Source organism: Lysobacter tyrosinilyticus, from assembly GCF_054779815.1.
On the sequence record NZ_BAAGXN010000001.1, the window covers coordinates 115101 to 129126 of the forward strand.

The 14026-nt window shown below is 67.7% G+C and carries 12 protein-coding genes; 5 read left to right on the plus strand and 7 right to left on the minus strand.

Going from position 1 to position 14026, the window contains the following annotated elements:
• Positions 1-43 precede the first annotated feature (43 nt).
• Positions 44-2317 carry a TonB-dependent receptor gene (locus ACYVGK_RS00515; RefSeq protein ID WP_460731269.1) on the minus strand — a complete coding sequence of 758 codons (2274 nt, stop codon included), beginning with the start codon at positions 2315-2317 and terminating at the stop codon, positions 44-46.
• A gap of 346 nt (positions 2318-2663) precedes the next feature.
• Here ACYVGK_RS00515 and ACYVGK_RS00520 point away from each other — a divergent pair, with 346 nt between their 5' ends.
• Positions 2664-4061 carry a GntP family permease gene (locus tag ACYVGK_RS00520; RefSeq protein ID WP_460731270.1) on the plus strand — a complete coding sequence of 466 codons (1398 nt, stop codon included), beginning with the start codon at positions 2664-2666 and terminating at the stop codon, positions 4059-4061.
• A 4-nt stretch (positions 4062-4065) separates the two neighbouring features.
• On the opposite strand, the gene ACYVGK_RS00525 is transcribed toward ACYVGK_RS00520, so the two are convergent.
• Together ACYVGK_RS00525 and ACYVGK_RS00530 are read right to left on the minus strand one after the other, a co-directional pair.
• Positions 4066-4482 (minus strand): hypothetical protein, encoded by a 417-nt coding sequence (locus tag ACYVGK_RS00525; RefSeq protein WP_460731271.1) that lies wholly within the window; start codon positions 4480-4482, stop codon positions 4066-4068.
• Positions 4483-4563: 81 nt separating this feature from the next.
• Positions 4564-5028 carry a YiiD C-terminal domain-containing protein gene (locus ACYVGK_RS00530; protein WP_460731272.1) on the minus strand — a complete coding sequence of 155 codons (465 nt, stop codon included), beginning with the start codon at positions 5026-5028 and terminating at the stop codon, positions 4564-4566.
• Positions 5029-5102: 74 nt separating this feature from the next.
• Between ACYVGK_RS00530 and ACYVGK_RS00535 the strand changes: the two genes are divergently transcribed.
• The 3 genes from ACYVGK_RS00535 to ACYVGK_RS00545 are packed head-to-tail and all read left to right on the plus strand — an operon-like array spanning position 5103 to position 8164.
• Positions 5103-5867 carry a uroporphyrinogen-III synthase gene (locus ACYVGK_RS00535; RefSeq protein ID WP_460731273.1) on the plus strand — a complete coding sequence of 255 codons (765 nt, stop codon included), beginning with the start codon at positions 5103-5105 and terminating at the stop codon, positions 5865-5867.
• A 27-nt stretch (positions 5868-5894) separates the two neighbouring features.
• The gene (locus ACYVGK_RS00540) at positions 5895-6857 is read left to right on the plus strand and encodes a uroporphyrinogen-III C-methyltransferase (RefSeq protein WP_460731274.1); all 963 of its coding nucleotides are present in this window, start codon (positions 5895-5897) and stop codon (positions 6855-6857) included.
• Positions 6858-6901: 44 nt separating this feature from the next.
• Entirely contained in the window at positions 6902-8164 is a 1263-nt protein-coding gene (locus tag ACYVGK_RS00545) for a heme biosynthesis HemY N-terminal domain-containing protein (protein WP_460731275.1), read from the plus strand.
• Positions 8165-8303: 139 nt separating this feature from the next.
• On the opposite strand, the gene ACYVGK_RS00550 is transcribed toward ACYVGK_RS00545, so the two are convergent.
• Both ACYVGK_RS00550 and ACYVGK_RS00555 read right to left on the minus strand, forming a co-directional pair.
• Positions 8304-9278, minus strand: coding sequence for a DUF4349 domain-containing protein (locus tag ACYVGK_RS00550; protein ID WP_460731276.1), 975 nt, complete (start codon positions 9276-9278; stop codon positions 8304-8306).
• Between the two features lie 121 nt (positions 9279-9399).
• The gene (locus ACYVGK_RS00555) at positions 9400-10692 is read right to left on the minus strand and encodes an acetyl-CoA C-acetyltransferase (protein ID WP_460732409.1); all 1293 of its coding nucleotides are present in this window, start codon (positions 10690-10692) and stop codon (positions 9400-9402) included.
• A 142-nt stretch (positions 10693-10834) separates the two neighbouring features.
• Between ACYVGK_RS00555 and ACYVGK_RS00560 the strand changes: the two genes are divergently transcribed.
• Positions 10835-11731: a hypothetical protein gene (locus ACYVGK_RS00560; RefSeq protein WP_460731277.1), complete on the plus strand. Its 897-nt coding sequence runs from the start codon at positions 10835-10837 to the stop codon at positions 11729-11731.
• A gap of 94 nt (positions 11732-11825) precedes the next feature.
• Here the strand turns inward: ACYVGK_RS00560 and ACYVGK_RS00565 are convergent, their stop codons facing one another.
• Positions 11826-12419, minus strand: a complete 594-nt coding sequence (locus ACYVGK_RS00565) for a superoxide dismutase family protein (RefSeq protein ID WP_460731278.1) — start codon at positions 12417-12419, stop codon at positions 11826-11828.
• Between the two features lie 69 nt (positions 12420-12488).
• Positions 12489-13964: a nitrogen regulation protein NR(I) gene (ntrC, locus tag ACYVGK_RS00570; protein ID WP_460731279.1), complete on the minus strand. Its 1476-nt coding sequence runs from the start codon at positions 13962-13964 to the stop codon at positions 12489-12491.
• Positions 13965-14026: the final 62 nt, after the last annotated feature.

Consider the following 14026-nt stretch of genomic DNA (forward strand, 5'->3'; position numbering starts at 1 on the left):
TCGCATCCAGCGCCGCGCAGGCCCACCGCGGAGAGAGCAATCGTCAGAAATCGAACCGCGCCGTCAGCGAATACTGACGCGGCGGCCCATAGAACCCGGTGTACACACCCAACGCCTGATTCAGGTTGTAGCCCGTCGTGCGGTACTCCTCATCGGCGAGGTTGCTGCCGTTGAGTGCGAACGACCAATGGTCGTTCAACCGCCATGTCACGCCCGCGTTGATCAATCCGTAACCATCCTGCGTGATCGGCGGCTTGCCGAACGGCGCGATCGGCGGCGTGACGGTGCGGATGATCTCGGTGGTCGCCGTCACTTCGCTCTGGTAGCTGTAGCCGATGCGCGCAGACAGATCACCGCCGTTGGCCAGGCCGGTGCGCCATTCCAGGTTCAGCGCGCCGGAGAACTCGGGCGCATTGGTGAATTCCTGCTCGTCGGCGATGTCGATCGTGGTCGCGGTCAGCGGATTGAAGAACTTGAACTCGTCGTACTTCGCATCGAGCCAGGCCAGGTTGCCGCTGACGCGCCAGTGTTCGCTGGGCAACCACTGGTATTCGACTTCGACACCGTTGACCGTTCCCTGGCCGGCATTGGTGAAGTCGCCGAAGAACCCGCCGGTCGGCAGCGCGGTGAACACCGACAGCTGGATGTCCTTGTACTTGTTGTGGAACGCGGCGAGGTTGAGGAACAGGGTCGAGTCAAGGAAAGCCATCTTGCTGCCGACTTCGAAGCTGTCGACCCGCTCGTCATCGAACGGCTCGGCCGAACGCGGCACTGTCGTCGCCTGTGCACGGATGTTGTAGCCACCGGACTTGAAGCCACGCGAGGCCAGTCCGTACACCATGATGTCCGGGGTGAGCTGGTAGTCGAGCGAGAGTTTCGGCGACACGTTCTTGAAGTTGATCGACTTATCGAAGTGCGCCGCGGCTGGATCGTCGTTCGGGTTGAGCGGCGTGCAGTCGCGTTGCACGGTGAAGGTCGCATTCGTGTAGCAGCGGTTGAGCACCTGCGCGCGCTTGTCCTCGTCGGTGTAGCGCGTGCCGACGTCGAGCTTGAGCTTCTCGGTCAGGTCGATCGTCCAATCGGCGTAGAAGGCGATGCTTTCGGTGCGAACTATGCCCTGGGTATCGCCGAAGGACAGGTTGAAGAAGTTGTTGAACACCTGGCCACCGGCATCGCCGTTGAACGCATACACGCCCATCACACCGCGCACCCGGCCGCCGGCGTCGAAGTTGGCCTGCAACTCCTGGCTGACCTGCTGGTCGCTGTAGAACGCCTGGACGTCGGCGATCTTGGCCTGGGTGGTGTCGAAATCGATGTTGGTCTCGGTGTCGGACTCGCGCTTGGCCAGCACGTACTTGAACGACCAGTCGTCGCTGGCGCGCCAGTTCGCCGTCATCGAGGCACCCTTCATCGTGGTGTCGTTGACGTTCGGCATGCCGTTGCGCACGTCGTAGCGCGAATCCATCGGCAGCACGCCCGGCACGAAGCGGTTGGGCGCCAGCATCTGCGCGCCGCGCACGCCGGACTGGTCGTCCATCCAGTCGAACGCGAACTGCACGTCGAAGTTGTCGCCGGCATACGCGCCGAGCTGGCCGCGCAGCGCGAGGATTTCCTTGTCGCTGACGTCCTGGTGGGTGACGGTGTTCTCGCCGAAGCCGTCGCGGTTGAGACTGGCCACGGCGAGGCGCCCGCGCAGGCCGCTGTCGGCGCCACCGATCGGGCCGCCCACGGCCGCCTTCACGTCGAGCTGGTTGTAGTCGCCCACAGTGATCGACGCGTTGCCGTCGAACTGCTTGGGCAGGCCGCGCGAGATGTACTTGATCGCGCCGCCGATGGTGTTCTTGCCGTATAGCGTGCCCTGGGGGCCGCGCAGCACTTCGACGCGTTCGACGTCGAACACGTCGAGCAGCGCGCCCTGCGGACGCGCGATGTACACGTCGTCCATGTAGATGCCCACACCCGGATCCACACCCCACAGCGGATCGGACTGGCCGACGCCGCGGATGTACGCGGTCACCGTGCTGCTGGAACCGCGCGCGGCATAGATGGTCAGGTTGGGCACCTGCGCGTCGAGGTCGGAAAGATCCTCGACATTGAGCTTGTCGAGCGCGTCGGCGGTGAAGGCGGTGACCGCGACCGGCACTTCCTGCAGTGTCTCTTCACGCTTGCGTGCGGTGACGGTGACGGCGCCGAGATTGGTCGCCCTGGTTTCCTGCGGTGGTGCCGACGGAGCCGCGTCCTGCGCCCATGCCACCGGCGCGGCCAATGCCGATACCAGCACCGAACCGATCGCCAGACTCAGAACCTTGCGCTTCATCGCGTCCCCTCCTGCGGGTACTGCGTAAGTGATTGCGGTGGGCCCCTTCCCACCGTTTCGGCAAGGCTAGGCCGGAGCAACGGGGCGGCGACATCGTACGTTCGGACAATGGGCCGACGTCGGGCGGGTCGTAAGACTCGCTGCATCGACGCCTGCCATCGAACGCGCGTGGCGGGTGGTAGCGGCGAACGCGGTACCGAACAGTCGTCACCCCGGCGGACGCCGGGGTCCAGCTCTCGTCCGGCAGGCGGGCAAGGCTGGATCCCGGCATTCGCCGGGATGACGAGGAAAGGGAAGCCTTGCCGCTTCCAGAATCGCGCCGGTATCGGCGCCATTGGAGCAATCGATGTCTTTCCTGATCGTCCTGGCCGCACTGTGCTTCCTGATGTTCGTCGCCTACCGCGGCCACAGCGTGATCCTGTTCGCGCCGGTCGCCGCACTGGGCGCGGTGCTGCTGACTGATCCGGCGTTGGTTGCGCCGATGTTCACCGGCCTGTTCATGGAAAAGATGGTCGGCTTCCTCAAGCTGTACTTCCCGGTGTTCGTGCTCGGGGCGTTGTTCGGCAAGCTGATCGAGCTGTCCGGGTTCTCGCGTTCGATCGTCGCCGCGACCATCCGCGTATTCGGCGCCGGTCGCGCGATGCTGTCGATCGTCGCGGTGTGCGCGCTGCTGACCTACGGCGGAGTGTCGCTGTTCGTGGTGGTGTTCGCGGTGTATCCGTTCGCAGCGGAACTGTTCCGCCAGGGCAACATCCCCAAGCGCCTGATCCCCGGCACGATCGCGCTGGGTGCGTTCACCTTCACCATGGATGCGCTACCGGGCACGCCGCAGATTCAGAACATCATTCCGACTTCGTTCTTCGGCACCGATTCGTGGGCGGCGCCGCTGCTGGGCGTCACCGGCTCGGTGTTCATCCTGATCGCCGGCCTCAGCTATCTCGAATGGCGCCGTCGTGTGGCGTTGCAGCGCGGCGAAGGCTACGGCGATGCCGCGACGCTGGTGAACGAACCGGTGGCGTTTACCGGCGCCGCACTCGCGCATCCAGTGGTCGCCATCCTGCCGTTGGTGCTGGTCGGCGTGAGCAACAAGCTGTTCACCGTGCTGATTCCGCGCTTCTACGGCAGCAGCCACGAATTCTTGCCGGCGGCAATCGGCAAAGCCACGCCGGTCGTGCAGGAAGTGTCGAAAGTCGCGGCGGTTTGGGCGGTGGAAGGCGCGTTGCTGGTCGGCATCGCCACGGTGCTCGCGTTCGCGTGGAAGCCGGTGCGCGCGAGCTTCGCCGAGGGCAGCAAGAGCGCGATCGGCGGCGCGTTGCTCGCGTCGATGAATACCGCATCCGAATACGGCTTCGGCGCGGTGATCGCGGCCCTGCCCGGCTTCCTCGTGGTCGCCCACGCCTTGGAGGCGATCCCCAATCCATTGGTGAACGAAGCGGTGACCGTGACCGCGATGGCGGGCATCACCGGCTCGGCGTCCGGCGGCATGAGCATCGCGCTGGCAGCGATGGCCGAAACCTTCATCGCCCATGCGCAGGCGGCCGGCATCCCGATGGAGGTGCTGCACCGCGTGGCCGCGATGGCATCCGGCGGCATGGACACGCTGCCGCACAACGGCGCGGTGATCACCCTGCTGGCCGTGACCGGCCTGAGTCATCGCCAGTCCTACAAGGACATCTTTGCGATCACGATGATCAAGACGCTGGCGGTGTTCGTGGCGATCGCGACGTACTACCTGGTGGCGTAAGCGTTTACTGCCCGTCCCACAGGTCCGGCAACTCGCTGGTGATCCACCAGGTCTTGGCTTCGGCGTCCCAGCGCCAGATTTCGCGATAACGCACGGTGCGCTCCGCCATCGTGTGGCGGTTGATCACGCCGATCTCGATGTCGCGCACCGACTTGCCGGCCTTGATGTCGGTGCTGGTGCCGATGTCGCGATAGAACGAGATCTGCACCTGCTTGTAGCGCTCCAGCTGCAGCGAGGTCATGTCCAGCTTCTCGCGCACCTTGGGGTCGATCAGGTTCATCGCTCCTTCGAAGTCACCCCAGCGGATCGCCCCCGACCACGCGTACTGGGCCTGATCGAGCTTGTTGGACTTGCCGGCGGCGGAAGCGCACGACGTCAGGGCCAGCAGGCACAACAGTGCGATGAACTTGAACAGGCGCATGGGATTCCCCCGGGGCGGTTGCGCGCATCCTAGCCGAAGGTTCGCAGGCGACGACAGCGGCTGCCGTCACGGCGCCGGCTTTCAGTCAGGTTGCTTCAGAATGGCGACATAGCGCGCGGTGAATTCGGTCGCGACCCCGCCTTCGGGCGTGCAGGTGCGCGCGATCAGGCCCATGCGTGCGCGGCCACGCGTGCGCAGGGTGGCGATGAATTCATCGGGATCGGCATCGGGCGCGGGTTCGGCGCTGACGTCGAGATCGGCGAACAACGGCGCGAGGTAACGGATCTGGCTGTCGGCGACGAAGATGTCGGCGCGCAGGCCGGCGCGCTCGACCAGCAGGTTGACCACGCCCCAGGACGCCAGCGTCATCATCGAGGCGAGGCTGCCGCCGAAGGCGCAGCCCTTGTCGTTCACGTGCACCGACAACGGCGCGTGCAGTTTCAGGGTGCGGCCGTCGTAGCCGGCGATGCTCAGTTGCATCAGCGCAACCGGTGGCATGGACTGGTAGTGGACGTTGAGCTGTTCGAGTTCAGCGGTATGGGGCATTGCAGGAACGCTTGAATGGTGCGGATGGCGCCCGTGGGCGAAGCGCGACGACGGGCTTGTGCGAAGCTGTACGCATGTCCCGGCGTCGTGCCCCTTCATGGTATGTGATCTCGCTGCGTCCCCGCGGCGAGCACGACGCCTTGCGCCGCGCCGCGGCGCGATACGGGGCCGGATTGATCGCACTGTCGCCGTGGCGATTGCAGTTGCGCGACGACTCGCGCAGTCGCGCGGATCTGCGCACGGCGCTGGCGGCGCCGCGCGTCGTCTTCACCAGTCCCGCTGCGGTGCGTGCTGCGAGCGCCCTACAGCCGCTCGCGGCAATGCGCGCGCAGCAGTGGTGTGCGGTCGGCGCGGGCACGGCCGCTGCATTGCGCCGAGCGGGCGTCGCCGAGGTCGCCGCACCTGCGCGCATGGACAGCGAGGGCCTGCTCGCACTGCCCGCGTTGCAACAGGTGACCGGCCTCGACATCGGTCTGGTCACCGCGCCCGGTGGCCGCGGCGAAATCACACCGGTACTGCAGGCACGCGGTGCGCGCGTGCTGCGGGCGGATGTGTATGCGCGCGAAGCCGTCGCGCTGACGCCGCGCGCACTGCGGCACCTGGCGGACGTCGATGCGCCGCTCGCGCTCGCCCTGAGCAGCGGCGAAGCCTTGCAGCACGTGCTTGAGGCGCTGCCGGCCGAGCTCGCGGCGAAGCTGCGCCACGCACATGTGGCCGCCGCCAGCGAGCGCCTGCGTTCGCTGGCGCGGGAACACGGCTTCACCGACGTCGACCTCGCCGCCGGCCCGCGACCGGCGCAGCTGCTGGCAGCGCTGGGCCAGCGCCATGCCGTAGCATGAGACCCTGATCACACAACGAGCCGCGCCGTGTCCACTCCCCCCGACGACACTCCCGCTCCGCGCCGCCGCAATGCCGCCCTTTGGCTGGTGCCGCTGCTGCTGGTGATCACCGCCGGCGTGATCGGCGTGCGGCAATGGCGCGCACACGAGCAGGCCGATGCGGACCAGCTCAACCAGCAGGTCGATGCGTTGTCCGAGCGCCTGAATTCGATGCGGACCGAGCAGCGCTCGCACGCCCGTCGTCTGCAGCAGGCCGATTCGCTCAACCGCGTGCTGCGCGATGAACTCGACGGCATCACCCAGCGCGCGGCCCTGCTCGAAAACAGCGTGGAGAAGCTCGCCGATCCCGATCGCCACGGCGCACAGGCGCTGCGTCTGGACGAGACCGAACTACTGCTCACCCTGGGTGGCCAGCGTCTGCAGATCGCCGGCGATCTCGACGGGGCGCGGCGCGCGTATGCGCTGGCCGCCGGCGTGCTCAACGGCATCGACGACCCGGCCTACCTGAGCCTGCGTCAGACCCTGCTGCAGGAACGCACCGCGCTCGAGGCGCGCGGCGCCGATCCGCGGGTCAAGGCGATATCCCAACTCGACGCCTTCGCTCAGACCGTCACTGCACCGGCGACACGCGACGCGATGACCCGCGATCTGCGTGCACCGTGGTGGAAGCGCGCCTTCGGCAACCTGATCCAGGTGCACCCCACCGATCGCGCCGTCGCGGTGCAGGCCGCCGATCGCGCCGCGGCCCTGGCCGGACTGCAACTGGAAATCTCGCTGGCGCGCGCCGCCGCCGAGCGCCGCGACGGCGATGGTTATCGTGAGGCTCTGCGCCGGGCGGATAGCTGGCTGCAACGGCTGGCGCCGGATCCGTCCGCACTCAGCCAGCAGCGCGCGAAATTGCAGGCGCTCGCCGCGTTGCCGCTTTCACTGTCCGTGCCCACCCTCGGCAGCACACTGCAGCAGTTGCGACAGCTGCGCGGGCGTGGCTAATACCTGACGTCCGCTGGACGCATGACTCCGACCAGGAGGTCCACATGAACCTGTTCCGCAATCTGCTGTTCTGGATCGCCCTCGCCCTGCTCGGAGCCCTGGTGGCGCAGGTACTGGTGCAGGATCCGGGCTATGTGCTGGTGCGCTACGGCGGCAATGACTACAGCGCCACGCTGGTCGGTGCCGCGATCGTCGTGTTGCTCGGGCTGTTCGGTCTGTGGTTGGCGTGGAAGGTGTTGAGCCTGCCGTTCGTGGCCTTTCGCCGGCATCGCAAGAAACAGGCGCGGGCCCGCCTCACCGACGGCCTGCTCGCTGCGGAACAAGGCCAGTGGCTGCGTGCGGAGAAGTCGTTGACCCAGGCCGCGCAGCGCGAGGACGTCGCCACTATCGCGCGACTCGCTGCCGCACGCGCCGCGCGCGAACGCGGCGACTTCGTTCTGGCGCGTCAACACGCCGATGCGATCGCGACCACGCAGCCTGCAACGCATGCGATCGCGCTCGCCGAACTCGCTCTGGCGCAAAACCGGCCCGCGGAAGCACTCGTCGCGCTCGATGCCCCGGCCGCGCAACCGCTGCCACCACGCGGCGTACTACAGCGCGCGCAGGCCCTGGCCGCACTCGGGCGCGCCGGAGAGGCCTACGGACTGCTCGGCGCGCTACGCCAACAACAGGCGCTCGGCAGCGAACGCCTGAGCGAACTGGAAGCGCAATGGGCCGAAGCCGGATTGCGCGAAGCCGCCGACGCCAACGTGCTGGCCGATCGTTGGGAAACGCTGCCCAAGCCGCTGAAGAGCGATGCGCGCACCGTCGCCGCCTATGCCGAACGTGCCGCCGGGTTGCGTTGGGACGACGCCGCGGCATCGAGCATCGAATCGGCCCTCGACGCGAAGTGGGACGAGTCGCTCGTCGCGCTGTACGGCCGTCTGCCGGTGCCGCAGGATCGCGCCCGTCTCGACGTCCGTCGCGCGCAAGCCGAACGCTGGCTGCAGGCGCGTCCGATGAGCCCGGCGTTGCTCGTCACACTTGCGCGCATCGCGCTGACGCAGGGCCAGTGGCCGCAAGCGGAAGGCTACCTGCATCGCGCCGTGGCGCAGGGCGCGGGTTCGGAGGCATGGGAAGAGCTCGGCCATGGCTTCGCCGCGATCGGCGATGAAGCCCGTGCGCGCCAGAGCTACGTCAATGCGCTACGCGCCACCCGCGGCGAAACCGTGAGCGAGTTGCCTGGGCGCGACATGCGCCAGAAGATCTTCGACCAGGCCGCAGTCGAGGAACGCGACGAACACGGCGTGCCACGACTGCGGGGGTGAGCAGGCGCGCTAAGACGATGCCCTATCGGCATCGTCTGCGACTGCAAACGCCCGGCCATGGATGGCCGGGCCGGACTATCCGTAGCCCATTAGGTCACGCCAGGGATGGCTGCGACGTACTGCTTTCGGTTGGTTGAATTTACCGCCGCCGCCAGCGCCGCACCGCGATCACCACGACGGTCAGCACCAGCCACAGCGCCCACAATTGCGTAAGCGCGATCGCGGCATCCAGCAACCCGTACCAACCCGTGCTGATCGCATGTCCTAGTCGCGCGAAGAAGCCCGGGCCCTCGCGACGCACGATCTCCTCGACATCCGGTCGTTCGGTGCGGCGCACCTGCGGCGACTGATGCAGCGAGAGGTCGATGGTCGCGAAGGCGACGCGATCCTCGAAGGTCTTCTGGGCAATCAGGGCTTCGTCGCGCTCGCTCTGCGAATCCGTGCGTGCCTGGATGGCGTCGGCCTTGTCGCCGAGCTTGCCGCGCTCCTGCGCGACCTGCCCCAACGCCTGCTGCGCATCCTGGTGACGTGCGTAGGCCAGCTGCTGGCGCAGCAGTTCGAACTGCGCATCGACCGCCGAGAAGTCGCGACTGTTCAGGAATTCGGCCTGGCTGGCCAGCGCGCGCAGGAAGGCTTGCGTGCGGGCGCTCGGCACGCGCACCTGCAGATCGCCATGCATGGTGTACGTGGTCAGTTCGATGAGGTTGCCGGCGCCGCTCGATCGGGTTTCGACATCGTCGATCTCGGTGCGGATGTTATTGCGGACCACGAAGCCGCCATGCTGCGCGGCAAGGTCTTCGATCGCGAGCGCGGCGCGATAGACCCCGCGCACCTGGAAGTCCACGGTGGCCGTGCGGATGAACTTGCGTTCGCCATCGTCCTGCGTGGTCGCGGCCGATTGCAGCTGCGTGGCGACGTCGGGTTCGGCCTTCGCACCGCCCGTGGCGGCGCGACTTCTAAGGGCCTCCGGCGCCGCTGGAGCTGCGGCCGGTGCTGCATCCGCCGCGGTCTGTTCCGACATCGCTTCGACCGGCTCGTTAGAGCGCTTGCTGCAAGCGCCCAACGCCAACACACCGCCACACACCAACAGCCCTGCTGCCAGCCAGGTACGCATTGCCATCCCCTGAGGAAAGTAGGCGGATCGAAGCCGCAACCGCGGCGTCCGCCATCACCGCAAGTCGCGCGACTCTATACGAACGATGATCCGTTTCGGGGTTGGCGTTTGCGTGGAGTGATCAGCGTTCGAGGATCGCCACCACGCCCATGCCGCCGGCGGTGCAGATCGAAATCAGCGCGCGGCCACCGCCGCGTTCCTTCAGCTGTTTGGCGGCGGTGGCGACGATGCGCGCACCGGTGGCCGCGAACGGGTGACCGGCCGCGAGCGAGGAGCCGACCGGATTGATCTTCGCCGGATCGATGCGGCCCAGCGGCGCGTCCAGGCCGAGGCGGTTGCGGCAGTAGTCCTCGCTCTCCCACGCACGCAGCGTGCACAGCACCTGCGCGGCGAAGGCCTCGTGGATTTCGTAGATGTCGAAGTCCTGCAGGGTCAGGCCGTTGCGCTTGAGCATTTCCGGCACCGCGACGGTCGGCGCCATCAGCAGGCCTTCGCCATGCACGAAGTCGACCGCGGCGACGTGCGCATCGCGCAGGTAGCACAGCACTTCATGGTTGTGCTTCGCCGCCCACTCTTCCGAAGCGAGCAGACACGCGGCAGCACCGTCGGTGAGCGGGGTCGAATTGGCGGCGGTAAGCGTGCCGCGGCCAGAGGTCCTGTCGAAGGCCGGCTTCAGCGAAGCCAGCTTTTCCAGCGTCGAATCCGCGCGCAGGATGTTGTCGCGCGAGACGCCGCGGAAGCTCACGACCAGATCGTCGAAGAAGCCGCGCTCGTATGCGGCAGCGAGCTTCTTGTGCGAGGACAACGCCCACTCGTCCTGCGAGTCGCGCGCGATGTTCCATTCCTTGGCCATGTCCTCGCAGTGCTCGCCCATCGACTTGCCGGTGCGCGGCTCGGCGACGCCGGGGAAGTCCGGCTTGAGTTCGCGGAAGGAAAAGCCCTTGAACGCGCGCAGCTTGTCGCCGTTAGTCTTGCCCATCGCGGCGTTGAGCAGGCGGCGGCGGAGCTGCTTGCCGTACACGATCGGCACGTCGGAGGTGGTGTCCGAACCACCGCCGACGCCGACATCGATCTGGCCGGCGGCGATCTTGTTGGCGACGGCCACGATCGTGTCGAGCGAGGTGCCGCAGGCGCGCTGCATGGTGATGCCGGGCGTGAGCGGCGACAGGCCGGAGGACAGCGCGGCTTCGCGGCCGAGGTTCCAGTCGCTGGAGTGCTTGATCACCGCGCCCATCGCCACTTCGCCGAGCTGCTGGCCATGCAGGCCGAACTTCTCGACCAGTGCGCCCAGGGTGCGCACCGACATGCCGAGATTGCCGACGTCCGCGTACGCGGTGTTCTGGCGGCAAAACGGAATACGGACGCCGCCGAGCACGGCGACGGGACGGATGGCTTGCATCGGGACACCTGCGATGTGGGGGACGAGGCCCGGCTTGAATCCGGCCTCGTCGTGAGCGTCGCCGCCCGCCATACTCTTGCGGACGGTGATAATGGTCGCGAGTGTAGCGCCGCCTTCGGGCGCGACCAACTGTACGGACCACGAGACTGCCTCCCCCATGACTGCCGACGCCGCCCACCCCGACGCCCCGCCGCTGCTGCATGTGCTGGGCATGCTGGCGCTGGAACTGCGTGGCGATGCCGCGGTAGCGCGCGCGCAGCTGACCCAGGCCGAGGCGGGTGAACTCGCCGCGCTGATCGCGCACGATCTGGCCGGCTTCGCGCCCGAGGCCGCGCAGTTGCAGCTGGTGACGGTCGGCGCGCATTACGACCCGGTCGAACTGCTGCGCCCGGGCTGGGCCCTGCACCGCGAACTCGACCAGCTCGCCGCCCGCGCGCCGGGCGACGCCAGCGGCCGGGTGCTCGCCTTCGGCGCACACGCGGATCAGCTGCCGGGCGCGCTGGCGCCGTCAGCGGACTACTTCGGCGGACCGCTGCGGCTGGTGCCCTTCGTGCTCGGCGGCGATGCCGCCGTCGTGACCGGCGTGGGCGACCGCTTCGAACGCGAATTGATTGAACGCGGCATGGCCGGTGCAGGCACAGCACTCGCCGCGCAGGAGTCGTTCGGCCTCGAGATCGAACACGCGCGCTACCTCACCGCGCACGATCTGGCCGCGATGACCGCGCTGCAGTACGAACACGCGGGTCTCGCGCCGCTGTGGCCGGTGCTGGAAACCGCATTGCTCGAACCCGACGGCGAAGCCTGGCTCGATGCACCGCCGGAACCGCTGGTGCATTACGCCGATGGCGAAGCGCGCATCGCATTATTCGAACCGCGTGCGTGGAAACAGCGTTATGCGCCCGACGCGGACTGCAGCGATCCCCAGGTACGCGAACGCCTGAGCTTCCTGCACGGCCAATTCGAAGCTCGCCAGCGCCAGATCGCCGCGGTGCTGGGCGCGCATGGGGTGGCGGTGAATTTCGTGCACTGCGCCGAGGGCGACACGCAGCTGTAAGGCGGGTCTTGACCCGCCGCTCTCAGACTTTTCGCGCGCCGACGGCGGGTCAAGACCCGCCCTGCCGAGCTACGTCGTCAAAGACCTCGAAGCATCACGGCGTCAGCTGGATCACCCCACACGCCACGCGCGCACCCGCATTGCCTGCGGGCTGGCTGGTGTAATCGTCCGGCATCGCGTGCACGACGATCGCACGCCCGCCGATATTGGTCGCGCCGCCACCCAGGGTCACGCCGAACGCCTGCACGTCCACGTGCGCCACGCCATTGGCGTCGGCGACGAAGTTATCCATGTCGCCGCCATGGTGCGGGCCGCTGCCGGCGCGGCCGTGCGGCTGCTGCGCGGGATTGAAGTGGCCACCGGCGCTGGTCGCATCGGCCGCGCTGCAGTCGCCCTTCTCGTGGATATGGATCGCGTGCGTGCTGCCACGCGCGAGGCCGCCGATCTCACCCGTGATGCGCACGCCGCCGGCAATCGGCAGCGCGCTGAGCTTGCCGCTGACCAGGCTGCCCGAGGCCGGCGCCAGCGTGATGCTCGCGCCGCGCGCCAGCGGCACCGTGCGGACAGGGGTGGCGGCGCGGGATGGCGTCGCTGCCGACATCGACGAGGTCGCGGGCGCGGTGGTGGTGCACGCCGCCAGCACGAGCGCGATGGCAGGGATGGCGAGGACGAAGGGCGCGATACGCATGCAGGTTCTCCATGAGTGCACGAGGGCCCGAATCTAGCGCAAAGGCGCTTTGCCCCGTGTGTCGATCAATCAACTGCGCTTTCGCCCGGCTCCCAGCTTGCGCGTGAGCGTGTTGCGACCCAGCCCGAGCCGGGCGGCAGCTTCGCTGCGGCGCCCGCCGGTGTGCTCGAGTGCGGCTTCCAGGAGAATCCGGTCGAAGCGTTCGCGTGCCCGGGTGTGGATGTCTTCATGGCCGGCTTCGAGTTGCGCATGCACCCAGTGCGCCAGTGCGACGTCCCAGTCCGCACCCGTGGCAGCGACAGCGGTGCCTGCAGCGCGAGACGGCAATGCCGCTTCGACATCGGCGACGCCGACCAGCTCTCCAGGCGCGAGCGCAGCCAGGCGCCAGCACAGGTTTTCCAGTTCGCGCACGTTGCCGGGCCAGTCGTGCGCGAGCAGGCGTTCCATTGCCGGCTTGCCCAAGCGCTTGGCCGGCATGTCGAAACGGCGCGCGGCCGCGGCAAGGAAGCGCGTGGCCAGTAGCGGTATATCCTCGCGCCGCTCGCGCAGCGGCGGCAGGCGCAGCCGCACCACGTCGAGACGGTGCAGCAGGTCGGCGCGGAAGCGATGCTCGGCGACCAGGCCTTCCAGATCCTGATGCGTGGCCGCGATCACACGCACATCGACGCGAATCAGCTCGCGTCCGCCGACGCGGAAGAATTCGCCTTCGGCCAGCACGCGCAGCAGCCGCGTTTGCAGCGGCAGTGGCATGTCGCCGATCTCGTCGAGGAACAGCGTGCCGCCATTGGCCTGCTCGAACCGGCCGAGATGACGACGCGTGGCGCCGGTAAAGGCGCCGGCTTCATGGCCGAACAGCTCGCTCTCCAGCAATTCCGACGGAATCGCCGCGGTATTGAGCGCAACGAATGGCGCGGAGGCGCGCGGCGATTCGCGATGCAGGGCGCGAGCGACGAGTTCCTTGCCGGTGCCGGTTTCGCCGGTGATCAACACCGATAGCGGCGCCTGGGCGAGACGCCCGATAGCGCGGAACAGCGCGCGCATTGCCGGTGCCATGCCTACTAGGTGCGGGCCGACCAGTTCCGTGTCGGCCTCGGGAGCGGCTTCGACCAGTGCGGGCTCCGATCCCATACCCGCACTTCCGTGTGCAGGCAAAACATCTATACGCGAAGGCAGCGTGCGACCGGCCAACGCGACCGCATCATCGAGATCGAACGGCTTGGACAGGAACTCGTGCGCACCGCCACGGAACGCGCCCGCCGTGCTGGCGACGTCGGTATACGCGCTCATCACGATCACCGGCAGGTCCGGATGCGCGGCCTTGAGTTTCTCCAGCAGCACCAGGCCGTCGTCGCCGGGCATGCGCACGTCGGTGAACAACAGATCCGGCGCCCGGCGCGTGCGCAACGCGGCCAGCGCATCGGCGGCGTTCTCGAAGCCGTCGACTTCGTAGCCCTCGTCGCGCAGTGCGGTGGCAAGTACGAAGCGGACGCTGCGGTCGTCGTCGACGATCCAGATGCGGGCGGAATGGTGATTGGTCGAAGTCATGGCGCTGACGGGAGATTGAAATTACTCGCAGGACGCGAAGCTTTGGCCTTGTAGAGCGGAGC